Consider the following 23,570-nt stretch of genomic DNA (forward strand, 5'->3'; position numbering starts at 1 on the left):
TCAGCTCCTTGCGAGGGTCGCGGCGGCGGGGGCGGGGAGACGCTCCGCGAGCGGGATCACCGGGGGGATCGCCTCGGGCGGCTCGCCGAGCAGCACCCGGCGGACCACCCGTTCGGCGGCCAGGCCGTCGTCGAACTGGCAGAACCGCTCCCGGAAGGCGGCGCGCAGCGCCCGTGACTCTGCCCCCGCGTAGGTGCGGTCGCGAAAGACGCGCGCCAGTTCCTCGGGGGTGCGGGTCACCGGGCCCGGCGGCGCCGCCATCAGGTCGAAGCAGACGCCACGGGTCTCCCGGTAGACCTCCCAGTCGTCGGCGTGGATCACGATCGGGCGGTCCAGGTTGGCGTAGTCGAACATGATCGACGAGTAGTCGGTGACCAGGACGTCCGCGGCCAGGCAGACCTCCTCGGCCGAGCGGTGCGCGGATACGTCGATGACGCGGCTGACGCGGCTGACGCGGTCGGCCCGGCCGTTCCGGCCGTTCCGGCCGTTCCGGCCGTTCCGGTCGCTCGGGTCGCTCGGGCCGCGCGGATCGCTCGGGTCGCCGCCCGCGGCCGGGTCGCGGTCGTAGAAGTAGTGGGCGCGCAGCAGCACGACCACGTCCTCGCCGGCCGCCGCGCAGAACGCCGCCAGGTCCAGGCCCGGTTCGAAACCGGTGTGGTGGTCGCGGTGGGTGGGCGCGTACAGGACGGCCGTCGCGCCCTCGGGCACGCCGAGTTCCCGGCGGACGCGGGCCACGTCGTGCGCGGTCGCCGTGCAGTACACGTCGTTGCGCGGATAGCCGTACTCCAGCGCCTCGTACGAACCGGGGAAGGCGCGCTCCCACACCTGGGTGGAGTGGCGGTTGGACGACAGGTTGACGTCCCAGCGGTCGACCCGGCCGAGCAGCTTGGCGAAGCTCCCGGTCTGCGCGGCCACCACCGGATAGGTCGACTGGTCCACGCCCATCGTCTTCAGCGGGGTGCCGTGCTGGGTCTGCACGTGCACACTGCCCGGCCGTTTGACGACGCCCTCGGCGAAGTTGGCGTTGTTGATCAGGTACTTGGCGCGGGCCAGCACCTCCCAGTAGCGGCGCGAGCCGATCACCGCGTGGTCGACGTCCGGCGGCATGGTGTGCTCCTGGCCCGGTTCGACCAGGAACACCGAGCGGATGTGCGGGGCGAGCACCCGGGCCTTGGCGTGGATGGCGGCCGGACTGCACGCGTAACCGCGGCCCCAGTAGGCGCAGTACACGGCGAGCCGCGCGTCGAGCGGGCGGCGCAGCAGGGCCCGGTAGCGCAGCCGGGTGCGCAGCATGCGGGGGCGCGGGACGCGCTCCGCGGCCCGCGCCGCCGTCCGGTTGGCGGCGCGCAGCGCGCGGAACGCCGTGTACGCGCCCGCCGCCAGCAGCCGGTGCTGCACGCCCAGCCGCCCGGCCGGCGGCCGGAAGCCGGCCGGGCGGTGCCGGCGGTGGAGCCTTCGGGCGCGCCGGAAGAACGCGCGGTGCCCGCCGGGCAGCCGCTCGGGCCGGGAGGCCGTCTTCAGGACGGTCCCGAACAACTGCTCGAACAGCGGCCGGGCCCGGTCGACGGCGAGCTGCCGTTCGGCGGCCCGGGTCAGCACCAGGTCCACCTGGTCGAGCAGGTCGAGCTGGTGCGCGCCCGGCAGGTTGAGCCGGCTGCCCTGGCGGCGCAGCCGGTGCCGGACCAGGACCCGGCGCAGCACCGCGATCCGTTCGGCGGCGAGAGTGGCGAGCCCGCCCCAGCCCAGGTCCGTGAAGTACCCGTCGGGGAAGGCGAGCCGGTGCCCGGTGACGAAGGCGCGGCGGTAGGCGGCGCTGAACGCCGGCAGCGGTACGCCGGTCAGCCGCGGCCACCGGCCGGGCGCGAATGCGCCGTCGGGGGCGCCGGCCAGCAGCGGGGCGACGGGGTCGGTGGGCTCGCCCTCCCACCAGGGGGCCCGCTCGTGCCCGAAGTACAGCACGTCCACGTCACCGGTCGCGGCGAGCCGTGCGGCGAGCGCCGCCAGCGCCCCCGGCAGGAGCAGGTCGTCGCCGTCCAGGAACAGCAGGTACGCCCCGCTCGCCGCCCGCGCCCCGGCGTTGCGCGCCCCGCCCAGCCCGGCGGACGGCGGGGAGTGCACCGGAGCCACCCGGGGATCCCGCTCGGCGTACGTCCCGGCGACGTCCGCCGCCGGGGTGCCGGGGCCGTCGCAGACCGGGATCAGTTCCAGGTCGCCGAAGGACTGCGCGAGGACCGAGTCCAGCGCCTGGGACAGCCGGCCGGCGACCCCGTGGGACGGAACGATGATGCTGAAGCGGGGCATGGCGCTCTCTCTGTGGTCTTACCTGCCTCCCGGGTCGTGCGGGTCCCGGGACTCAGGCCGTACGGACGCGGCCGGGCCGCCCCGTCGGCCGCCAGGGGGACGGCCGGCTCGGGGTGGGCCGCGAGGTGCTGCGGAGCATGGGAACTCCCGTAGGGGGAAACGGCGTTCAACGGCCTTCGGTGACGGTGAGCGGTCCGTAAGGTTGCGGAAGGGTTACCGAAGGGGAGTGGGCGGGGGTCGAGGACGCCGACGGGACCGGGTGGCGGTGGGCGAGCGGCGTGATGCGCGGCAGCCCCGCCGACTCGCCCAGCACCACGTGCCTGACCACCCGTTCGGCGGCGCGTCCGTCGTCGTACGGACAGAACCGCTCCCGGAACGCGGCCCGCAGCTGGGCCGAGCGCGAGCCGCGCCAGTGGCCGCTCGCGAAGATGTCGACCAGTTCGTCCTCGCCGCGCGCCATCGCCCCCGGCGGACAGGAACGCAGGTCGACGTAGGTGCCGCGGGCCGCCTCGAACGCCTCCAGGTCGTCGGCGTGGAGCACGATCGGACGGTCCAGGTTGGCGTAGTCGAACATGATCGACGAGTAGTCGGTGAGCAGCACGTCCGAGGCGAGGCACAGGGACTCGACGCTCGGGTGGCCGCTGACGTCGATGACGCGTTCGCCCCCGGCCGGCGGCCCGGGGTGCCCGGGATGGGCGCGCACCAGCAGCACGAACCGCGGACCCAGCCGGCGCAGCAGCCGCTGCGGGTCCAGCGGGAGCGGCTGGGCGCGCCGGTAGTCGCGGTGGGTGGGCGCGTAGAGGACCGCCACCGCGTCCCCGGGGACGCCGAGCCGCTCGCGCAGCCGGGCCACGTCCGCCGAGGTCGCCTTCTGGAAGACGTCGTTGCGCGGGTAGCCGTACTCCAGCGTCGTGTAGCGACCCGGGCAGACGCGCTCCCAGACCAGGGTGGAGTGGCGGTTGGCGGACAGGACGTAGTCCCAGGTGTCGACGTCGGCCAGGAAGGCCGCGAGGTCCGTGCCGCGGGCGGCGGACGGGCGGCCGTGCAGATCGAGGCCCGTCCGCTTCAGCGGCGTGCCGTGCCGGGTCTGCACCCGGATCTGGCCGCGCCGCTTGACCAGCCGGGGATCCAGGGCGGAGTTGTCGATCAGGTACTTGGCGCGGGCCAGCGCCGTCCAGTAGGCCGCGGTGCCGGGCCGCAGCCGCCGCGTGCCCGGCGGGACGGTGTGCCGGTGCTCGGGGCGGGCGATCCACGCCGTGCGGACGTGCGGGGCGTACGCCCGGAACGCGGCCTCCAGCGCCCCCGGGTTGCAGCCGTGGCCGCGGCCGTCGTACGCGGTGAACACCGCACGGTCGGCGCGCACGGGCAGACACCGCTGGACGCGGTAGTGCAGTCGCAGGACACCGGTGCGCACCGCCTTGAGCAGTCCGGCGGCGAGCCCTCGGGCACGCCGGTGCAGGGCCGCCGCCGCCCGGAGCGTGCGCCAGGTGCGGTGCGCGCCCAGCCGGACGAGGGTGTGGCGCAGCCGGGAGCCGGGCGGCACCGGGGCGCCCGCCGGGCGGTAGCGGCGGTAGTGGGCGCGGGCCCGGCGCAGGAACTCGGCCCGCGCGGCGCGCGGCAGCCGGTCCCGCCTGCCGTACACCGTCGCCAGGTGGTCCACCATGCGCTGCCACAACACCGGCTGCCAGCGGGCGAGTCGGGGCCGCTCGGCGACGTACGCGAAGACCCGGTCGTACTGCTCGAAGACGTCGAAGTGCCGGCGGCTGGTGGTGGAGAGGATGTTGCCGGCGCGGCGCTGCCGGTAGTGCACGCAGACCCGGTCCAGGGTCGCGATCGATCGCGCCGACATCAGCACCGGGAACGTCCAGGGCGTGTCCTCGTAATAGCCCGGCGGGAACGAGAACCCCGCCGCCTCGACGAACTCCCTGCGGCACGCCTTGTTCCAGGCGACCATCAGGACGTTCAGCAGCCCCGGCCGGTCCGCCAGCCGGAAGGGCGCCGGGCCGTCCTCGGTGAGTTCGGCGGCGACCCGGTTGCGGACCGTCTCGCCCGTCCAGTACGTGCGCGCGTAGTCGTAGACCAGGACGTCCGGTTCGCCGGTGCGAGCGATCCGGTCGGCGATCGAGTCGAGCGCGTCCGGGGTGAGGGTGTCGTCGCCGTCCAGGAAGACCAGGTAGTCGCCCTTCGCGCACTCCATGCCCGCGTTGCGGGCGCCGCCCAGCCCCCGGTTCTCGGGCAGGTGCACCGGCCGGACTCGCGTGTCCCGGGCCGCGTACTCGTCGATGACCGCCCCGCTCGCGTCGGGTGAGCAGTCGTCCACGACGATCAGTTCGAGATCCGGGTACGACTGCGCGAGCACCGAGTCCAGGCACGCGTGGAGGTACGCCTGGACCTGGTACGCGGGGACGATGACACTGAACCTGGGCACGGCACATCCATGGGTCGCTCGGCGCGGGCGTTCTGCCCGGGAACGGCCGGTGGAGTGACGTGGTTACGGCCCGTACGGCATACGGGGGACACCCCGCGCGCACCGGGAGGCGGGCCGGCACCGGCCCGCCTCCCGCTGGATCTCCGTCCGCCCCCGCCCGGCGGCTACTTGACCGCGCCCGCCATGACCCCGGACACGAACTGCCGCTGGAACGCGAAGAACACCGCCAGCGGGATCACCATCGACAGGAACGCACCGGGCGCCAGCACATCGATGTTGTTGCCGAACTGCCGTACCTGGGTCTGTAGGGCGACCGTGATCGGCTGCGAGCCGGAATCACTGAACACCAGCGCCACCAGCATGTCGTTCCACACCCACAGGAACTGGAAGATGCCCAGGCTGGCGACGGCGGGCCCGCCGAGCGGCAGCACCACCCGGGCGAACAGCCGCAGTTCACCCGCGCCGTCCAGCCGGGCCGCCTCCAGCAGTTCCCGCGGGATCTCAGCGAAGAAGTTCCGCAGCAGGAACACCGCGAACGGCAGGCCGAAGGCGACGTGGAACAGCACCACCCCGAAGACCGACCCGAACAGCCCGATTTTGCCGAAGAGTTCGGCGATCGGGATCAGCGCCACCTGCACCGGTACCACCAGCAGGCTGACCACGGTCAGGAACCACCAGTCGCGGCCCGGGAACTCCATCCACGCGAAGGCATAGCCCGCGAGCGCGCCGATGACGACGACCAGGACCGTCGCCGGGACCGTGATCAGCACCGTGTTCACCAGGGAGCCCGTGATGTCGCCGTTCTCCAGGAGCTTCTGGTAGCTGTCGAGGGTGAGCTGGGACGGCTTGGTGAACACGTGCCACCAGCCGTCCGCGCTCATGTCCTCGGGCGAGCGCAGGGACGAGACGAGCAGCCCGATGGTCGGCATCAGCCAGAACAGGCCGACCACGATCAGGACCGCGCGGACCAGCCCGCCGCTCAACCGCTGAGCGATCCGCGAGCCGAGCGAGGACCGGGCCCGCACCGCCGGGCCGGGGACCACCTTGCCGACGCCTGCCGCTTCCGTCGTCATCGCCGCCCCTCCCGCCGCAGCCGCCGAATGTTGAACCACATCACGGGAATCACCAGCAACAGCAGGAACACCGCGATCGCGCTCGCGACGCCGGGCCGGTCCTCCGCGAAGCCCTTCCGGTACAGCTCCAGGGCCAGCACGTTCGCGTCGTCCTGGGACGAGCCGGGCGCGATGACGAAGACCAGGTCGAACACCTTCAGCACATTGATCATCAAGGTGACGACGACCACGCCGAGGACCGGCGCGAGCAACGGCACGGTGACCCTCCGGAACACCTGCCACTCGTTGGCGCCGTCGACCCGCGCGGCCTCCAGCAGCTCCCGTGGCATCCCCGCGAGCCCGGCCGCGATCAGCACCATCGCGAAGCCCGCCCACATCCATACGTACGCCCCGATGACGGCCGGGGTCACCAGCGCCGGGCCCAGCCAGTCGACGCCGTTGTAGGGCTCCTCGAAGTTGTCCGCCGGGAGCCGCAGCACGGCGCCGTCGGCCGCCGCGGGCAGCGTGAACGTGCCGTCCGCGGCGGCCTTCGTGGCGGCCACCACCTTGCCGTCCTTCACCGCCTCGATCTTCATCCCGGCGTAGCCGAGTTCGGACGGGTCGGGCGCGCCGAGCCTGCCGACGCCCTTGCCGCGGGTGAAGTCCTGCCAGGCGGTGCCGGTGACCTTCCCCGGCTCGGGCCCGGCGGCCACGGCCGTGCGCGCGGCACCGGGCATCTGGTCGGGGGCGACGCCCACCAGCGGCAGGGTGACCGGCGTACCCGCGTGGACCGCCGCCGACGTGACGAAGCCGCCGCCGTCCGGCCTGAGCGGCGACTCACGGCCCGGGTGCGCCTTCGGGAACGCCGACGACTGGGCGAAGGTGTCGTGCACCCCCACCCACACGGCGTTGGCGACGCCCTTGTCCGGGTCCTGGTCGTACACCAGCCGGAAGATGATCCCGGCCGCCAGCATCGAGATCGCCATCGGCATGAAGACGACCAGCTTGAACGCCGTTCCCCAGCGCACCCGTTCGGTCAGCACCGCGAAGACCAGCCCGAGGGCGGTGGACACGGTCGGCGCGAACACCACCCAGATGATGTTGTTCTTCAGGGCGGTGCGGACGCCGTCGTCGGTGAACAGGGCCCGGTAGTTGTCGAATCCGGCGAATCCGTCGCCGGCGTTGTCGTAGAAGCTGCGGACCAGCGAGTACCCGATCGGGTAGACCACGAGCGCGCCGAGCAGCACCAGGGCGGGCAGCAGGAAGAGGACTGCCACGGCCTTGCGGGTGCCGGTCACGCTCTTGCGGCTGCGGGGAGCGGCGGGGGCCGGAGGGCCGCCCGCCGCCGTGGCCGACGCCATCGCCGCCTCAGCCGCCCGTCCCGTACGCGGCCGCCGCGCCCTTCTCCAACTGCGCCTGGGCGCCCGCGACGTCCGACGGGTTCTTCAGGAAGTCCTGGAGGGCCTTCCACTCGCCCTTGCCGGGCGTGCCGCCGAACGCCTGCGGGGCCTGGTCGGACATGTCGAAGCGGAAGTCGTCGCCGGAGGCGATCAACGCCTTGGCGATGGTGCGCTGCACGTCGTTCGGATACGCCGAGTTCGGCACGTTCTTGTTCGGGGAGAGGTAGCCGCCGAGCTTCGCCTGGATCGTCGCCGCGTCCGCCGAGGCCAGGAAGGTGACCAGCGCCTGCGCCGCCTCGGAGTCCTTCAGGACGACGGCCGCGTCGCCGCCGGAGACCACCGGCGTGCCGTCCCCCACCGCCGGGAACGGGAACACCTTCGCGTCCGTGCCCACCTTCGCCTTGGTCTCACCGATGTTGACCTGCGCGAAGTCGCCCTCGTAGACCATCGCCGCCTTCGGCTGGTCGCCGCCGGTGAAGGTCTGGGTGACGGAGGCCGGGAACTCGGTCTGCAACGCGCCGTTCGCGCCGCCCGCGATGTAGTCCTTCTTGCCCCAGATCTGGGCGAGCGTGGTCAGCGCCTCCTTGACGGAGGGATCCGTCCACTTGATCTTGTGCTGGGCCAGCTCGTCGTACTTCTGGGGGCCCGCCTGGGAGAGGTAGACGTTCTCGAACCAGTCGGTGAGCGTCCAGCCGTCGGCGCCGCCGACCGAGAACGGCGTGACCCCGGAGTCGTACACCGCCCGTGCCGCCGTCAGCAGGTCCTGCCAGGTCTTCGGCTCCTGGGCGCCCGCGTTCTCGAACGCCTTGGCGTTGTACCAGATCAGCGACTTGTTGGCGGCCTTGTAGTAGGCGCCGTACTGCTTGCCGCCGACCTTGCCGATGTCCTGCCAGCCCTGCGCGTAGTTCTTGGCCAGCTGCGCCTGCGCCTCGGCGCCCAGCGGCTTGGCCCACCCCTTGTCCACCGCCTGCTTGATCGCGCCGGGCTGCGGCAGCAGCGCGACGTCCGGCGGCTTTCCGCCCGCGATCTTCGAGCCGAGGAAGTTGATGATCGGGTCCTGCGCCGGTACGAAGGTGACCTTGGCGCCCGTGCGCTTCTCGAACTCCGCGAGGACCTGCTTGAAGTTCTTCTGCTCGCCACCGGTCCACACGGCGGCGACCTCCAGGCTCGCGCCGTTCAGCTTCGGCAGGGTGACGGTGCTCCCCGTCCCGGCGGAGCCGCTGCTCTCGCCGCCGCCGCTCCTCTTGTCGTCGCCGCCCCCGCAGGCGGTGAGCGCGAGCGCCCCCGCGAGGAGGCCGGCGAGTGTGGTGACGGCCCTGTGTGTCCGGACGGTGCTGCTCCTGCTGCGCATCACTACCCCGTTCTTCGTGCTGCCGTTGAACGTCCGAGCGCTGTCCCGTGCCGTACGGTCTACGCCCGGCCGCTCGGAAGCGGCAAGAGCGCCTGCGGCGTCAACGGGCTGATCGTGACCGGCTCGTGATCAAGCGCCTACACACAGTTCGGTGTCATGCGCGGGAGGGGCGGCATCGGGGACCGGCCATGGGGGCCTCCGGGATCGGCCACGGGGCCTGCCCCCCGGGGCGACGGCGCCTGGGACAGCGGTGGTTGAGGGTGGTGGCGCCGACGGGCGGTGGCGCTCGGGGTCACAGCAGTTCGGGGTCAGAGCAGTGATGGGACCTCCGCGGCCGACACCTCCCGGGCCGCCCGCTCCACCGCGCTCGCCAGCAGTGCCAAGTCCGTGGGCCCGTTGCCCAGTTCACGCACCGGTCGGCGGGCCGGCGGGTCGCCCATGCGGTGCCACTCCAGCGGGACGACCGTGGGCCGCTGGGTCGCCGTCCGCGGGATGCGCCCCGTCACCCGGCCGGCCTGGAACGCGGTGACGCCGCCGTCCGCCGTGGCCAACCGCCCGCGCCCCGGCGCTGGTTCGTCCGGTCCCGGGGACGGGGCGTCCAGGGTGACCCGGAGGGCGGCCCGCCGCGCCGGCTCCGTCTCCGCCGTACGACCGCCGGGGGCCGCCGCCGCGACCAGATGGACGCCGAGCCGGTCGCCCTCCCGCGCCACCGCCTCCAGCGCCCGCAGCACCGAGCCCGCGGCGGGGCGGCCCGGCGCACCGAGCGCCGGGGAGACCAACGCGTCCAGGTCGTCCACGACCACCACGAGACGGGGCAGCGGCGCCGCCGCCTCGGTCCGCTCCTGCCGGGCCCCGGCGGGGCGCAGCCGCAGCGTCGTACTGGGCGGGGATTCGAGGTCACCGCCGTCCGGCGCGGCGGGCCGTCCGGGCGGCGTGCGCTGGGCGACGATCCGGCCCGCCGCCCCGCCGTGGGCGTGCCACTCGGCGAAACCGGTCCGCCCCAGCAACTCGGCCCGCCGCTTCAGCTCGGCGCTCAGGGACTGCGCGAACTCCCGCATGCGCACCGGGTCGTTGGCGGTCAGGTGGGTGGTGACGTGGGGTATGTCGGTGCACACGCGCAGCCCTTCGCCGCCCGCTCCCGCGCCGTCCCGCCCGTCCATGAGGACGACGCCGAGCCGGTCCGGGCGTTCGGCGGCGGCCAGCGAGGCGACGAGGGCGCGCAGCAACTCCGTACGGCCGCTGCCGGGCGGGCCCTCGACCAGCAGGTGCGGGCCCTCGGCGACCAGGTCCGTACCGAGCGGGCCGTGCGGACCGGCGCCGAGCACCGCCCAGGCCCGGCCGCCCCGCGACTCCGTGTCGTCCGCCGCGTCCGCCCAGCGCGCCATCAGCGACGCCGGGGTGGCCCGCGCGAGCCCCAACTCGTCCAGCAGCCGCGCCGACTGGGGCAGCGGCGCCGCGACGCGGGCGCGGTGCCCGTCGACGGCGCCGTCCGTCCGCAGCGGCGCCAGCGCCCGCGCGAACCGCTCCGCCCAGGCGGGCGAGACGGCGTCGACCGCGGCGAACGCGCCCGGACCGACCGGGACGGGTGAGTCGTGGCGGCGCGGGCCGGCCGGGGCGGGGGCGGCATGGGTCGGGGGGCCGGCCGTGGTGGTGGGGGAGACGGGGGCGTCCGGCTGGGCGACCCGCATCAGGTGCAGCGCCGTCGCGACGTCACCGCCGAGCAGCGCTATGGCCCCGCACGCGCGGAACGCCGGCGCGACCTCGCACGCCGCCTCGTAGGCCGCCCGGTTCGCCGCCTCGTACGCCCCGGCCGCCTGCCCGGCGGCGTGCGCCGGGACGGGCGGTGTCTCGGCCAGGCACACCACGTGCACCCCGGCCCGCGGCCCCGCCAGCGCCAGCCGCGTCACCGCCTCGCGCAGGCCCGTGCCGCCCGGATCACCGTCCACGACGACGACCGTGTACGGACCCGGGAGGCCACCCGCCGCCTCCCCGCCGTGCACGGCGGGGGAGGCGGGGCGGGGCGCCGTCGGCCCGGCCGCGGCGGGGTGGTGCCCCGCCCGCCCCGCCGGTGCGTCCCCCGCACGGCTCTCCAGACGGCGCAGCAACTCCTCCGTGCGGGCCGCGGCCTGCTCGCGGTCGTAGGCCAGCAGCAGACGGCAGTCCTGACCGTGGCCGGGGCGTACGTGCGGGAGCCAGCCCAGCCAGGACCACTCGGCGGTGCGCTCCTCCAGCGGGCGCGAGTGGTCCGCGCTGATCAGGACGATTTCCAGGCCGTCGGGGGAGTGCAGCGCGGCGAGCTGGGCCAGCACCGAGCGGGCCAGCCCGGACAGCCGCGGGCGCGGTCCGGCCAGGCCCAGCGCCCCGGCCTCGCGCAGGTCGGCGGTGACCGGGACTGCGGGCAGCGGCCCCGAACCGTCCGGTGCCGTCCGGTCGGCCGTGCCCAGCCGGACCGTGAGTGACTGCGGGTGGCCCGGCCCGCGCTCCCACAGCCGCGGGCCCGGTCCGAGCGCGGTCAGCAGCAGCGCCGCCGGGTCCGGCCAGGTCTCCGGCCGCTGCGGGCCGCCGGGCGGGGGGCCGCCGGCGGGGCCGGGGTCCTGCGTGTCGTACGGCCCCGGGCCGCCGTCGGCCGGTTCGGGGCGCCCCCCGGCCAGCCGCCGCGCCCAGGCGCCGAGACCGCCGCGTCTGCGCACGCCCGGCGGCAGGTCGGTGCCGCGCACGGGAGTGCCTCTGCGGCCGTCGGCCTGCGGGGTGTCGGCGCCCGGACCACCGGGTCCGTACGCCCCGTCCGGGCCGGTCGCGGAATGGCCCGCGGGCGGGCGCGTGCCCGGGGCGCCCTCGGCGTGCCCGCCGCGCGTCGAGTCCGGGACACCCTCGGTGTGCCCGCCGCGCGTCGGGTCCGGGGCGAGGCCGTCGGGACCGGCGCCGCGAGCCGTCGCGTGCGGGTCCGCCGGCGGGCCGGACCCCGGGCCGCCGAAGGCCGCGCCGGGACCGCCGATCCCGAAGCGGCCGGCGTGGGTGTCCATGCCGGTCGCCGTGCGCGGCCCGCCCCGGTTCTCGATCCGCGGCGCGCCGGCCTGCCCGGGTACGACCGGCCCCTGCGCCGGGTGGTGCTCCTGGGCCCGGGGAGCCGTGTCCGAGGCACCCCGGCCGGCCGTGCCGTAGGCATGCCGGGTGGCCCCGGAGGGCGTGCCCGCCCCGCCGTACACCGCACCGGCGCCGCCCGCGTCTGCGCGCCCTGCTCCGCTCCCGCCCGCGCGGGCCGGGCCGCCCCCGTACGCCGCGCCGGCCCCGTGTCCCCCGCTCGGGCCGTCCGCACCGGCCCCGTAGGCCGCCCCGCTGCCCGGCGGCCGGGTACGCTCGCCGCCGCCCGCGGTCCCGCCGTCCCCGCCGCCCGCGGTGCTTCCCGTCCGCGGGGTCAGCCGCACGCAGCCCTCGCCGTCGGGTGCCGTCCGGATCCGGGCGCCGGGCCCCCCGGACGGCGTAAGCCGCAGGGCGGATTCGCCGATCCGCAGCAGCGCGCCCGGCGCGAAGCGGACCGGGCGGTCGTCCACGCGCGTGCCGTCCAGCACCGTGCCGTTCGTGGAGCCGAGGTCGGCGACGGAGACACGGCCGTCCGCGGCGACCGTGACGGCGCAGTGCAGGCGGGAGACGTCGGGGTCGTCGAGGGGGACGTCGGCGTCGGCGGAGCGGCCCACGGTGACCCGGCCGCCGTGCAGCAGATGGACCCCGCCCGCGTCCGGCCCCGCGACCACGTGCAGCTGCGTCGGGGCGTCGTCCAATTCCGGATGCGGCTCCGGCTCGGCCGGCCCGCCCAGGGCCAGCACGGCGCCGTCGACCAGCGGCGGCTCGCCGAGGGTGCTGCGCCGGGCGTCCAGCCGCTCGGCGCCGGCATACAGCACGACCGGGGCGCTCGCCGGGTCCCGGCCCGTGCCCCCGTCGCCCGCGACCGTCGAGGCCAGCGCCGACGCCACCGCCGCGAGGGCGGTGCCCGCGGGCGCCGTGACCAGCACGTCGCGGCTCGCGGCGGGTCCCCGGCGCGGAGACGGGCCGGGCGGCTCTACGACGGTCAGCCGGATCTGCATCGCCGTCAGCGGTCCCTTCTGCCTGCGCGGGCGCGGACTTCCCCCCACCCCGCACGAGCACATCGGCCAGTACTGAAGGCATCCTCGCACCTGCCACTGACACCTCGCCCGCGGCCCGGTGCCAAGTGATCTTGATTGGTCGGCTCTGCCCCTAAAAGTGCCTGACCAGTACGGCGCCGATGATCACTTGGGACCGGGTGAGATCGGCCATGCCGTGCTTCGGCGACCTTTCGGCAACCTGGAGAGCAAGGGGAGCGTCTTTCCTTCGAACGTGGACGAGAACGCTTATGTGGCGCCTCGGTGGGCGGCACTACAGTGGACCGGAACACCCGCAAGCAACAGGGAGCGCATGACGTGCGGCCGGTAGGCAGCAAGTACTTGCTTGAGGAGCCGCTCGGACGCGGTGCCACGGGCACCGTCTGGCGAGCCCGCCAGAGGGAGACCGCGGGCGCCGAGGCGGCCGTGCCCGGCCAGCCCGGCGAGACTGTCGCGATCAAGGTCCTCAAGGAGGAGCTGGCGAGCGACGCCGACGTCGTCATGCGGTTCCTGCGGGAGCGCTCCGTCCTGCTCCGGCTCACCCACCCGAACATCGTCCGGGTCCGCGACCTCGTCGTCGAGGGTGATCTGCTCGCCCTGGTCATGGACCTCGTCGAGGGCCCCGACCTGCACCGCTACCTGCGCGAGAACGGCCCGTTCACGCCCGTCGCCGCCGCGCTGCTGACCGCCCAGATCGCCGACGCGCTCGCGGCCAGCCACGCCGACGGGGTCGTCCACCGCGACCTGAAGCCCGCCAACGTGCTGCTTGAGCAGTCCGACGGCCGGATGCACCCGCTGCTGACCGACTTCGGCATCGCGCGCCTCGCCGACTCCCCGGGCCTCACCCGGACGCAGGAGTTCGTCGGCACGCCCGCGTACGTCGCGCCGGAGTCCGCCGAGGGCCGCCCGCAGACCTCCGCCGTCGACATCTACGGCGCCGGCATCCTGCTGTACGAGCTGGTCACCGGCCACCCGCCGTTCTCCGGCAGCTCCGCACTCGAAGTCCTGCACCAGCACCTCAGCGCCGAGCCGCGCCGCCCGTCCACCGTGCCCGACCCGCTGTGGACCGTGATAGAGCGCTGCCTGCGCAAGAACCCCGACGAACGCCCCAGCGCCGAAAACCTCGCGCGCGGCCTGCGGGTCGTCGCCGACGGCGTCGGCGTGCACGCGGGCTCCGCCCAGATCGCCGCCGCCGAGGGCGTCGGCGCGCTGCTCGCCCCCGACCCGGCGCCCACCTCCGTACCGGGCGCGCCCGGGGCGGCCGACCCGACCCAGGTGCTGCCGACGGGCTCGTCGCCCGGCGGGTTCGACCCGAACGGCGCGACCAGCGTCCTGCCGCACTCCGCAGGCCCGGCCGGCGCGGCCGACCCCACCGCGGTCCTGCCGAGCACCGGTGCGGCCGACCCGACCGCCGTCATGCCGCCGATGCCCCCGGGACAACCCGGTCAGCCCGACCAGCCGCACCCCTGGCAGAACCAGCTGCGCGCGGCCCGCGACCGCAACGAGCAGACGCAGGTCCAGTACCTCGACCCGGACCAGGACCCGCTGCGCCGCCGCCCGCAGCGGCAGGTGTCCCGCCCGCAGCAGCAACAGCGCCCGCCCGGCGGCTACCAGCAGCCGTACCAGCAGCCGCAGCAACAGCCGTACCAGCAGCCTCAGCAGTACCAGCCGCAGCCGTACGCCGCACCCCGCCCCCAGCAGCGGTACGCGCCGCCCGCCCCGGCCGAGCCGCAGCGCCCGGCGCCGGAGCCCCGGCAGCCACGCGGGCGCAGCGCCAACCCGATGCGGATCCCCGGGCTCGGCTGTCTGAAGGGCTGCCTGTTCACGATCGTCATCCTGTTCGTGGCGGGCTGGCTGGTGTGGGAGCTGAGCCCTTTGCAGGACTGGATCGGGACCGGCAAGGGCTACTGGGCGCAGCTCAGCGACTGGTTCAGCACCGTCACCGGATGGTTCAAGGACCTGGGCGGCGGCAGCTCCAGCGGCAACTGACCGGACCGGGGCGGGGCCGCCGCGCCCCACGGCGGCGCGGGGAGACCGCCCGGCCGTGCACGGCGCCGCCGCGGACGAGCGACGGCACGGCACGACCCGGTCGGCGGAGCACTCGGCTCCCGGTCTGGGGATTTGTCGACACCCCGCGGGTGATTTGGGTCTCCGCGGTGAACGTGGGCTCCTCGGACGCGTAGTTTTGTCGGCAACACGCGTCTGTAGGAGCAGTCTTGACACGGAAGATCGGCAGCCGGTACACCGCGAACCAGATCCTGGGACGGGGCAGCGCCGGCACGGTGTGGCTGGGCGAGGGACCGGACGGACCCGTCGCCGTCAAGCTGCTGCGCGAGGATCTCGCCTCCGACCAGGAACTCGTCGGACGCTTCGTGCAGGAGCGCACGGCGCTGCTCGGCCTGAACCACCCGCACGTGGTGTCGGTGCGCGACCTCGTCGTCGACGGCACCGACCTGGCCCTCGTCATGGACCTGGTCCGCGGCACCGACCTGCGCACCCGCCTGGAGCGGGAGCGGCGGCTCGCCCCCGAGGCGGCGGTGGCCATCGTCGCGGACGTCGCGGAGGGGCTGGCCGCGGCACACGCGGCCGGAGTCGTGCACCGCGACGTCAAACCGGAGAACGTGCTGCTGGACATGCAGGGGCCGCTCGGCCCCGGCGGCTCGCACCGCGCGCTGCTCACCGACTTCGGGGTCGCGAAGCTGATCGACTCCCCGAAGCGGACCCGCGCGACGAAGATCATCGGGACCCCGGACTATCTGGCGCCGGAGATCGTGGAAGGGCTGCCGCCGCGCGCCGCCGTCGACATCTACGCCCTCGCGACGGTGCTGTACGAGCTGCTGGCCGGGTTCACACCGTTCGGCGGCGGCCACCCGGGGGCGGTGCTGCGCCGGCACGTGACCGAGACGGTCGCGCCGCTGCCGGGGATCCCGGACGAGCTGTGGCAGCTGCTCGTGCAGTGCCTGGCGAAGGCGCCCGCCTCGCGGCTGCGCGCGTCCGAGCTGGCGGCACGGCTGCGGGAGCAGTTGCCGCTGCTGGCCGGGATGCCGCCGCTGGTGGTGGACGAGCCGGACGCGGTGGCGCCGCCCGAGGCCGCGGAGCCCGCGCCGGAACGCCCCGCGTCCGGCGAGCGGACCCGGCGGCGCGGCTCGGTGTCGCTCGTCCCCGGCGCCCAGCCGGACTCCAACCGGGACACCCACACCTCGATGCGGGTGCCGGGGCCCGACGAGCTGGCGGGCGGCGCCCGGGGCACCGCGCGGGTGCCGCGGGCCGCGGGTGCCCCGCGCCCCGGCTCGGCCCGGCACCGGGCGGCGGCCCGGCGCAGACGGGTGACGCTGGGGGTGGCGGGCGTGGTGCTCGCGGCGGCCGTCGGCGTCGGCGCCTGGCTCGCGACCTCGGGCGACGGCACGGACGCGACTCCCGGGAGCACTCGGACGTCCACGGCACCGTGACATTTCCCACCCCGCGGCGTCCGCCCGGCCCCGCCGTCCGCCGACCGGGCGGCCGGCGGACGCGCGGCCGAGGTCGGTTGCCACAGCGGTTACGCTGGGGGCGTGGCAGTCGTCGATGTATCCGAAGAGCTCAAGTCCCTCTCCTCGACCATGGAGTCGATCGAGGCCGTTCTGGACCTCGACCGGATGAGGGCAGACATCGCCGCGCTTGAGGAGCAGGCGGCGGCGCCCTCCCTGTGGGACAACCCGGACGAGGCGCAGAAGATCACCAGCAAGCTCTCCCACCTCCAGGCCGAGGTCAGGAAGACGGAGGGGCTGCGCGGCCGGATCGACGACCTCGGTGTGCTCTTCGAGCTGGCCGAGGCCGAGGACGACTCCGACACCCGGGCCGAGGCCGAGACCGAGCTGGCCGACGTCCGCAAGGCGCTGGACGAGATGGAGGTCCGCACGCTGCTCAGCGGGGAGTACGACGCGCGTGAGGCGCTCGTCAACATCCGCGCCGAGGCCGGCGGCGTCGACGCCGCCGACTTCGCCGAGAAGCTCCAGCGCATGTATCTGCGCTGGGCCGAGCAGCGCGGCTACAAGACCGAGGTCTACGAGACGTCGTACGCCGAAGAGGCCGGCATCAAGTCGACCACCTTCGCCGTGCAGGTGCCGTACGCCTACGGCACCCTCTCCGTGGAGCAGGGCACGCACCGGCTGGTGCGCATCTCGCCCTTCGACAACCAGGGGCGCCGCCAGACCTCCTTCGCCGGCGTCGAGGTGCTGCCCGTCGTCGAGCAGTCCGACCACGTCGAGATCGACGAGTCCGAGCTGCGCATCGACGTCTACCGGTCCTCCGGTCCGGGCGGCCAGGGCGTCAACACCACCGACTCCGCGGTCCGCATCACCCACCTGCCGACCGGCATCGTCGTCTCCTGTCAGAACGAGCGGTCGCAGATCCAGAACAAGGCCACCGCCATGAACGTCCTCCAGGCCAAGCTGCTGGAGCGGCGCCGCCAGGAGGAACAGGCCAGGATGGACGCCCTCAAGGGCGACGGCGGCAACTCCTGGGGCAACCAGATGCGTTCGTACGTGCTGCACCCCTACCAGATGGTCAAGGACCTGCGCACCGACTTCGAGGTCGGCAACCCGGAGGCCGTGTTCAACGGCGAGATCGACGGCTTCCTGGAGGCCGGGATCCGCTGGCGCAAGCAGCAGGAGAAGTAGAAGCAGCGGAGACGCCGGTTTCCGTCCGCCAACTGCCGCCCATGAGGCGGCAGTTGTCTTTTGGTTGGATTTTCGATAACGATCGCGGGCTGCAACTCCCCGTAAATGCCGTGCGGGCGGACATTGTCCACGCAGTGGCCTTGACGGTTCCTTGGAAAATAGGAAGGGTGAAGCGTGCTCATGCGTATCTCTGGGGCGCATGTGAACCGGGGGGCGTGCAGGACTCGAAGGACAGTTGAAGGACGCTGACTTCACCGGCTACCTCCGTCGATCACGGCTGGCCCCATGCGCCGCACACTGACGATCAGCTACTGGGGGTAGCAACTACATGACCAAGAAGACGCGGGTCCGGGTCGCGCGGGTCGCCGCCGGTGCGGTGATCGCGGCCGGCGCCTCGCTGACCGCCGCGGGCGCGGCATCGGCGCTGGACATCGGTATCCAGGCCGGTCCGATCAAGGCCCAGGTGAGCACCGGCGATGGACTCATCGGCGGTTCCAGCTCCGGTTCGTCCGAGGGGACCAGCACGGGCACGTCCGAGGGGACGAGCATCGGTGCCTCCGAGGGGACGAGCACCGGTTCGTCCGAGGGGACCAGCACGGGCACGTCCGAGGGGACGAGCACGGGTACGTCCGAAGGAACCAGCACGGGCACGTCCGAGGGGACCAGCACCGGTGCCTCCGAGGGGACGAGCACGGGTACGTCCGAAGGAACCAGCACGGGCACGTCCGAAGGAACCAGCACGGGCACGTCCGAGGGGACCAGCACGGGCACGTCCGACGGTGGCACCGGGAACAACGGTGGCAACGGCAACGGCGGCAACGGCAACAACGGTGGTAACGGCAACGGCGGCACCGGCAACAACGGTGGCAACGGTAACGGCGGCGGTAACGGGAACGGCGGCGGCAACGGCGGCGGTAACGGTAACGGCGGCGGCAACGGTGGTGGCTCCAGCACCACCGGCGGCAACGGCGGCGGCTCCAGCACCACCGGCGGAACCACCCCCGACGGCGGCGGCAACGACAACGTGCCCCAGGACGAGGGCTCCTCGGCCCTCACCGACACGGGCTCGGACACCACCGCCCAGGGCGGCGGCGACCAGCTGGCCGAGACCGGTGCCGGGCAGACCGCGTTCCTGCTCGTGGGCGCCGCGACGATGATCGCCGGCGGCATCGGCTTCCGTGTCCTGCCGCGGCTGGCGGGCGGCCGGGGCGGCACCACCGCCTGACGGTGACGGAACGTAGTCACCGGCGTACGATTCGTACGTACAGGGCATGACGAAGGGCCCGGAGCCTGGCGCTCCGGGCCCTTCGGCCGTCCTCAGCCGCGCTACGGCCCGCTCACGCGGTCTGGTGCGCCACCAGCGCCACCGCGGCGATCAGCACCACCAGGAGCGCGATCAGCGCCATCGGGTTCAGCCCCGCGAAGAAGCCGTCCTGGAAGAAGCCCTGCTGCTGCAAGCGCTCGCGGTTGGCCCGGCACACCGGGCACCGGCCCTCGCTCACAGGCGCAGCGCAGTTCGCGCACACCAACCGGTCGTACGTCATGCGCTCGCCCTCCTTGCACCGGCCGTCATAGGGACAACGCCCACGGGAACGGGAACGTTCCCCCACCACTGTGCCAGGTTCCCGCGGAGCCTGCGCGGGCCACCGCCGTGGCCCGGTCCGCACGGCGCCCCCAAATCCGGGCACAAAAATGTACAAGCTCCGCACAACCTCGACCGGCGACTGCGCTCGCCCTCCGGGTTCGCGTATGGTCACGCACATCTACCCCCGGCTACCCGTGGTGCATCCGTGATCCGATTCGACAATGTCTCCAAGGTCTACCCCAAGCAGACCCGCCCCGCGCTCAGGGATGTCTCCCTGGAGGTGGAGAAGGGCGAGTTCGTGTTCCTCGTGGGGTCCTCCGGCTCCGGAAAGTCCACCTTCCTGCGGCTGATCCTCCGCGAGGAGCGGTGCAGCCATGGTCAGGTGCACATCCTGGGCAAGGACCTCGCGCGCGTCTCCAACTGGAAGGTGCCGCAGATCCGGCGCCAGCTCGGCACGGTCTTCCAGGACTTCCGGCTCCTGCCGAACAAGACCGTCGCGGAGAACGTGGCCTTCGCGCAGGAGGTCATCGGCAAGTCGCGCGGCGAGATCCGCAAGTCCGTGCCGCAGGTGCTCGACCTCGTCGGGCTCGGCGGCAAGGAGGACCGGATGCCCGGCGAGCTGTCCGGCGGTGAGCAGCAGCGCGTGGCCATCGCGCGGGCCTTCGTCAACCGGCCCAAGCTGCTCATCTGCGACGAGCCCACCGGCAACCTCGACCCGCAGACCTCCGTCGGCATCATGAAACTGCTCGACCGGATCAACAGGACCGGTACGACCGTGGTGATGGCGACGCACGACCAGAACATCGTCGACCAGATGCGCAAGCGCGTCATCGAGTTGGAGAAGGGGCGTCTCGTCCGCGACCAGGCCCGCGGCGTCTACGGCTACCAGCACTGACACCGCACGAGATCCACGGAAAGGCTTGATCCGACGCCATGCGCGCCCAGTTCGTACTGTCGGAGATCAGTGTCGGTCTCCGCCGCAATCTGACGATGACCTTCGCCGTCGTCGTCTCCGTCGCCCTCTCCCTGGCCCTGTTCGGCGGTTCGCTGCTGATGAGCGACCAGGTGACCACCATGAAGGGCTTCTGGTACGACAAGATCAACGTATCGATCTTCCTCTGCAACAAGAGCGAGGCCGAGACGGACCCCACCTGCGCCAAGGGCGCGGTGACCGACGACCAGAAGAAGCAGATCCTCGCGGACCTGAAGAAGATGTCGGTCGTCGAGACGGTCAGCCACGAGTCGCAGGACGAGGCGTACAAGCACTACAAGCAGCAGTTCGGCGACTCCCCGCTGGCCAGTTCGCTCACGCCGGACCAGATGCAGGAGTCGTACCGGATCAAGCTGAAGGACCCGGAGAAGTACCAGGTCATCGACTCCGCCTTCTCCGGACGTGACGGTGTGCAGTCGGTCCAGGACCAGAAGGGCATCCTGGACAACCTCTTCGGGCTGCTCAACCTGCTGAACCGGGCGGCGCTCGGCGTCATGGCGCTGATGCTGATCATCGCGCTGATGCTGATCGTCAACACCGTGCGGGTGTCCGCGTTCAGCCGGCGGCGCGAGACCGGGATCATGCGGCTGGTCGGCGCGTCCGGTTTCTACATCCAGGCGCCGTTCATCATGGAGGCCGCGGTCGCCGGACTCATCGGCGGTGGCCTCGCCTGCGTCTTCCTGGTCGTCGGGCGTTACTTCACCGTCGACCACGGCATGGACCTGTCCGCGAAGCTGAGCCTGATCAACTTCGTCGGCTGGGACGCCGTGCTGACCAAGCTCCCGCTGATCCTCGCCGCGAGCATTCTGATGCCCGCGCTGGCAGCGTTCTTCGCGTTGCGCAAGTACCTGAAGGTGTGACGCACGCCAAGAGGGCCGTACGGTCAACCGGCCGTACGGCCCTTCGTGTTGTCCTAGACTCACCGGCATGTCAGGCCGTGACCCGTTCTGTCAGCCCCGCCGCTTCCGCCGCGGGGCGGCCCTGACATTGGTCTTCGCCGGTGTGCTCGTCACCGGCGCCGCGACCGGGTCCTTCCCCGACCCGGACCACTCCGGCCGCGGGACCCTCCGCGACGCGGCCCGCACGGCCACCCGGTACGACGACGTCCAGGAGGCCGCCGCCGAGGCCATGGCCGACGGCAAGTCCCCCATGGAGGCCGCCGAACGAGCCGTGAGCCGCAGCGGGAACCGCTGGGACGCCGTCTACTCCGAGGGCGAGTACCAGGAGTTCGAGGAAGCCCTCGACGGCGAGTACACCGGCGTCGGCCTGTGGGCGCGGCGCGAGAGCGACGGCCGTATCGAGGTGACCAAGGTGCAGGCCGGGTCGCCCGCGGCCGCCGCCGGGATCCGCGGGGGCGATCTGCTGCGCAGCGTCGACGGCACCGGGGTCGACGGGCGCCCGGTCACCGACGTGGTCGCCCTGCTGCGCGGCGACGCCCAGGACGCCGCCGCCGGCACCACCGTCCGGCTCGGCCTACAGCGCGGCACGCGCGCGTGGAGCGAGACGCTGCGCCGGGCCCGGCTGTCCACCGACTCCGTGACCGTCCGCAGGCTCACCCGGGGCGTCACCGTGATCAAGGTCGACGCCTTCACCAAGGGAGTCGGCGACGCCGTCCGCACCGCCGTACGGCAGGCCCCGGCCGGCGCCGGGATCATCCTCGACCTGTGCGGCAACTCCGGCGGCCTGGTCACCGAGGCCGTCACCGCCGCCTCCGCCTTCCTGGACGGCGGCCTGGTGGCCACCTACGACGTCGACGGCGAGCAGCGCGCCCTGCACGCCGCGTCCGGCGGCGACACCACCAGACCCCTGGTCGCGCTCGTCGACGGCGGGACGATGAGCGCGGCCGAAATGCTCACCGGTGCCCTCCAGGACCGGGGCCGCGCGGTCGTCGTCGGCTCCCGCACCTTCGGCAAGGGCTCGATCCAGATGCCGACCGAACTGCCCGACGGCTCCGTCGCCGAACTGACCGTCGGCCACTACCGCACCCCCTCGGGGCACACCGTCGACGGCCGCGGCATCACCCCCGACCTACAGGCCGGCCAGCAGGCGCTGGAGCGGGCGGAGACCGTCCTGAGCGGACTCGGCGACCCTTCGTAGGGGCCCGCGTTTTATCTGCTTCCTCCAGACCCCCTCCATAGTGCGAAAATGGTCGGCACTATGGCTAAGGAAAAAGGGCGCAAGCTGATCGCGCAGAACAAGAAGGCGCGGCACGACTACCAGATCCTGGACACCTACGAGGCCGGCCTGGTCCTCACCGGTACCGAGGTGAAGTCGCTGCGCCAGGGACGGGCCTCATTGGTCGACGGCTTCGTGCAACTCGACGCGCACGAGGCGTGGCTGTACAACGTGCACGTGCCCGAGTACAGCCAGGGCACCTGGACCAACCACACCGCCCGGCGCAAGCGGAAGCTGCTGCTGCACCGAGTGGAGATCGAGAAGCTGGAGTCCAAGGTCCAGGAGGCGGGTCACACGATCGTGCCGCTCGCGCTGTACTTCAAGGACGGCCGGGCCAAGATCGAGATCGCGCTGGCGCGGGGCAAGAAGGAGTACGACAAGCGGCAGACGCTGCGCGAGAAGCAGGACCGCCGCGAGGCGGACCGTGCGATCGCGGCGGTCCGGCGCAAACAGCGCGCCTGACCGGTCCGCGCGCCGTGCGGCGCCGCCCGGACACCTGCCGGAGGCCATGGGCCCCGCCGGCGCGGGAATGCGCTGGCACGCGGGCACGTCGGTCACGTAAGATGTCACCGCACCCCGAGGCGGGTGCACGGATTGAAAAATCAACATGGGGATGATCGGTTTCGACAGCGGTTGTCGAAGCAGGGGAAGCGTGTCGAGGAAGCGGCCATGATCTCGTAAACCACAGGCCGAAAAAATAATCGCCAATACCAAGCGCGATTCCTCCCAGCAGGCCTTCGCCCTCGCTGCCTGATCAGGCAGCAAGAGCGAGCCTCCTACTAAGGGAGTGTCAGCCCGGGGCTGTTCCCGACCCGGATCCTGGCATCAACTAGGGGACTAAACCTTGATCCCGGTCACGGGGTGAAGAGGGAAACCAAACAGTGACTGAGCCCGTCGGAGACTTGTCCGCGTGATCTCCGGGGCTGAGAAAAGCGCAGCGGACTGCACACGGAGAAGCCCTGGTTCCGCACCGTTGGACGCGGGTTCGATTCCCGCCATCTCCACTCGTCCCGTACGACCAGGACCCCGTCGCCGCGCGCGACGGGGTCTTTGTCATGGCCGGCCGGCCGACCGCTCAGCGCAGGTGACGGCCGACGTTCCCGACCATGTGAATGGTGATCCGGCGCTGGGCGAACCGCCACGTGCCGTCCCGCCGTACGAACTGGTCCCGGTAACGGCCCGCCGCGATCGGCTGGAGCGGCAGTCCGTCCACCGCCTGGAAAATCGTCAGGTAGGACCGTGCGGCCGCCGTGTCGGCCTGCTCGTCGACCTCGATGCGGATATTGGTGGTGACGTGGTGGGTGCGTGGAGTGCCGTCGTCATAGAGGATGACGTGGTCCCGGAGCATGTTCTCCACGGCCGTACTGCCCTCGAACCGGACGCCGTCACTGCCGATGAAAACGCCGTCGGTGAAGAGTCGGCCGAGGCCGGCAAGGTCGCCGGTGTCGACCAGTTCTGCGTACTCGGCGATCAGATTCTCGATGTCCCGAGCGGCGGCGACTGCTGTCATG

General features: G+C 73.1%; 16 protein-coding genes and 1 other RNA gene. 9 read left to right on the top strand and 8 right to left on the bottom strand.

From position 1 onward, the window contains the following. The 6 genes from ACFC09_RS03960 to ACFC09_RS03985 form a co-directional block, all read right to left on the bottom strand. On the bottom strand, window positions 1–2,301 hold the full coding sequence (locus ACFC09_RS03960) for a CDP-glycerol glycerophosphotransferase family protein (protein WP_376523748.1): 2,301 nt from the start codon (window positions 2,299–2,301) through the stop codon (window positions 1–3). A 166-nt stretch (window positions 2,302–2,467) separates the two neighbouring features. Next, entirely contained in the window at window positions 2,468–4,729 is a 2,262-nt protein-coding gene (locus tag ACFC09_RS03965) for a CDP-glycerol glycerophosphotransferase family protein (protein WP_376523750.1), read from the bottom strand. A gap of 164 nt (window positions 4,730–4,893) precedes the next feature. Further along, on the bottom strand, window positions 4,894–5,802 hold the full coding sequence (locus tag ACFC09_RS03970) for a carbohydrate ABC transporter permease (protein ID WP_376523751.1): 909 nt from the start codon (window positions 5,800–5,802) through the stop codon (window positions 4,894–4,896). Further along, window positions 5,799–7,142 (bottom strand): carbohydrate ABC transporter permease, encoded by a 1,344-nt coding sequence (locus ACFC09_RS03975; RefSeq protein ID WP_376523753.1) that lies wholly within the window; start codon window positions 7,140–7,142, stop codon window positions 5,799–5,801. The genes ACFC09_RS03970 and ACFC09_RS03975 overlap by 4 nt, the downstream gene beginning before the upstream one ends. Before the next feature lie 7 nt (window positions 7,143–7,149). Then, window positions 7,150–8,532, bottom strand: a complete 1,383-nt coding sequence (locus ACFC09_RS03980) for an ABC transporter substrate-binding protein (protein WP_376523754.1) — start codon at window positions 8,530–8,532, stop codon at window positions 7,150–7,152. A gap of 308 nt (window positions 8,533–8,840) precedes the next feature. Continuing rightward, window positions 8,841–12,614, bottom strand: a complete 3,774-nt coding sequence (locus ACFC09_RS03985; protein WP_376523756.1) for an FHA domain-containing protein — start codon at window positions 12,612–12,614, stop codon at window positions 8,841–8,843. A 354-nt stretch (window positions 12,615–12,968) separates the two neighbouring features. Between ACFC09_RS03985 and ACFC09_RS03990 the strand changes: the two genes are divergently transcribed. The 4 genes from ACFC09_RS03990 (at window position 12,969) to ACFC09_RS04005 (ending at window position 18,533) form a co-directional block, all read left to right on the top strand. After that, complete coding sequence (locus tag ACFC09_RS03990; RefSeq protein ID WP_376523758.1) at window positions 12,969–14,639, top strand: protein kinase; 1,671 nt, start codon at window positions 12,969–12,971, stop codon at window positions 14,637–14,639. Window positions 14,640–14,866: 227 nt separating this feature from the next. Next, window positions 14,867–16,099, top strand: coding sequence for a serine/threonine-protein kinase (locus ACFC09_RS03995; protein ID WP_376523759.1), 1,233 nt, complete (start codon window positions 14,867–14,869; stop codon window positions 16,097–16,099). A 102-nt stretch (window positions 16,100–16,201) separates the two neighbouring features. Beyond that, window positions 16,202–17,308, top strand: a complete 1,107-nt coding sequence (prfB, locus tag ACFC09_RS04000) for a peptide chain release factor 2 (RefSeq protein ID WP_376523761.1) — start codon at window positions 16,202–16,204, stop codon at window positions 17,306–17,308. A gap of 328 nt (window positions 17,309–17,636) precedes the next feature. After that, on the top strand, window positions 17,637–18,533 hold the full coding sequence (locus ACFC09_RS04005; RefSeq protein ID WP_376523762.1) for a hypothetical protein: 897 nt from the start codon (window positions 17,637–17,639) through the stop codon (window positions 18,531–18,533). A 112-nt stretch (window positions 18,534–18,645) separates the two neighbouring features. Here the strand turns inward: ACFC09_RS04005 and ACFC09_RS04010 are convergent, their stop codons facing one another. Further along, the gene (locus ACFC09_RS04010; protein ID WP_376523764.1) at window positions 18,646–18,852 is read right to left on the bottom strand and encodes a hypothetical protein; all 207 of its coding nucleotides are present in this window, start codon (window positions 18,850–18,852) and stop codon (window positions 18,646–18,648) included. Window positions 18,853–19,098: 246 nt separating this feature from the next. Between ACFC09_RS04010 and ftsE the strand changes: the two genes are divergently transcribed. From ftsE to ssrA, 5 genes are all read left to right on the top strand, one after another. After that, window positions 19,099–19,788, top strand: a complete 690-nt coding sequence (gene ftsE / locus ACFC09_RS04015) for a cell division ATP-binding protein FtsE (protein ID WP_376523765.1) — start codon at window positions 19,099–19,101, stop codon at window positions 19,786–19,788. Between the two features lie 38 nt (window positions 19,789–19,826). Then, window positions 19,827–20,744 carry a permease-like cell division protein FtsX gene (gene ftsX / locus ACFC09_RS04020; protein ID WP_376523766.1) on the top strand — a complete coding sequence of 306 codons (918 nt, stop codon included), beginning with the start codon at window positions 19,827–19,829 and terminating at the stop codon, window positions 20,742–20,744. A 67-nt stretch (window positions 20,745–20,811) separates the two neighbouring features. Beyond that, window positions 20,812–21,981, top strand: a complete 1,170-nt coding sequence (locus ACFC09_RS04025) for a S41 family peptidase (protein WP_376523767.1) — start codon at window positions 20,812–20,814, stop codon at window positions 21,979–21,981. A gap of 60 nt (window positions 21,982–22,041) precedes the next feature. After that, complete coding sequence (smpB, locus tag ACFC09_RS04030; RefSeq protein ID WP_376523768.1) at window positions 22,042–22,521, top strand: SsrA-binding protein SmpB; 480 nt, start codon at window positions 22,042–22,044, stop codon at window positions 22,519–22,521. Window positions 22,522–22,668: 147 nt separating this feature from the next. Beyond that, window positions 22,669–23,066: a transfer-messenger RNA gene (gene ssrA / locus ACFC09_RS04035) on the top strand. A 68-nt stretch (window positions 23,067–23,134) separates the two neighbouring features. On the opposite strand, the gene ACFC09_RS04040 is transcribed toward ssrA, so the two are convergent. After that, window positions 23,135–23,569, bottom strand: coding sequence for a nuclear transport factor 2 family protein (locus tag ACFC09_RS04040; RefSeq protein ID WP_376523770.1), 435 nt, complete (start codon window positions 23,567–23,569; stop codon window positions 23,135–23,137). Window position 23,570: the final 1 nt, after the last annotated feature.

The sequence above is a fragment of the Streptomyces sp. NPDC056161 genome (genome assembly GCF_042268025.1).
In the GTDB taxonomy this organism is placed as follows: domain Bacteria; phylum Actinomycetota; class Actinomycetes; order Streptomycetales; family Streptomycetaceae; genus Streptomyces.

Coding starts and splice junctions, on each gene's coding strand:
- ACFC09_RS03960 (WP_376523748.1), bottom strand. CDS start 2,301: ATGCCCCGCTTCAGCATCATCGTTCCGTCCCACGGGGTCGCCGGCCGG.
- ACFC09_RS03970 (WP_376523751.1), bottom strand. CDS start 5,802: ATGACGACGGAAGCGGCAGGCGTCGGCAAGGTGGTCCCCGGCCCGGCG.
- ACFC09_RS03975 (WP_376523753.1), bottom strand. CDS start 7,142: ATGGCGTCGGCCACGGCGGCGGGCGGCCCTCCGGCCCCCGCCGCTCCC.
- ACFC09_RS03980 (WP_376523754.1), bottom strand. CDS start 8,532: ATGCGCAGCAGGAGCAGCACCGTCCGGACACACAGGGCCGTCACCACA.
- ACFC09_RS03985 (WP_376523756.1), bottom strand. CDS start 12,614: ATGCAGATCCGGCTGACCGTCGTAGAGCCGCCCGGCCCGTCTCCGCGC.
- ACFC09_RS04005 (WP_376523762.1), top strand. CDS start 17,637: ATGACCAAGAAGACGCGGGTCCGGGTCGCGCGGGTCGCCGCCGGTGCG.
- ACFC09_RS04010 (WP_376523764.1), bottom strand. CDS start 18,852: ATGACGTACGACCGGTTGGTGTGCGCGAACTGCGCTGCGCCTGTGAGC.
- ftsX (WP_376523766.1), top strand. CDS start 19,827: ATGCGCGCCCAGTTCGTACTGTCGGAGATCAGTGTCGGTCTCCGCCGC.
- ACFC09_RS04025 (WP_376523767.1), top strand. CDS start 20,812: ATGTCAGGCCGTGACCCGTTCTGTCAGCCCCGCCGCTTCCGCCGCGGG.
- smpB (WP_376523768.1), top strand. CDS start 22,042: ATGGCTAAGGAAAAAGGGCGCAAGCTGATCGCGCAGAACAAGAAGGCG.
- ACFC09_RS04040 (WP_376523770.1), bottom strand. CDS start 23,569: ATGACAGCAGTCGCCGCCGCTCGGGACATCGAGAATCTGATCGCCGAG.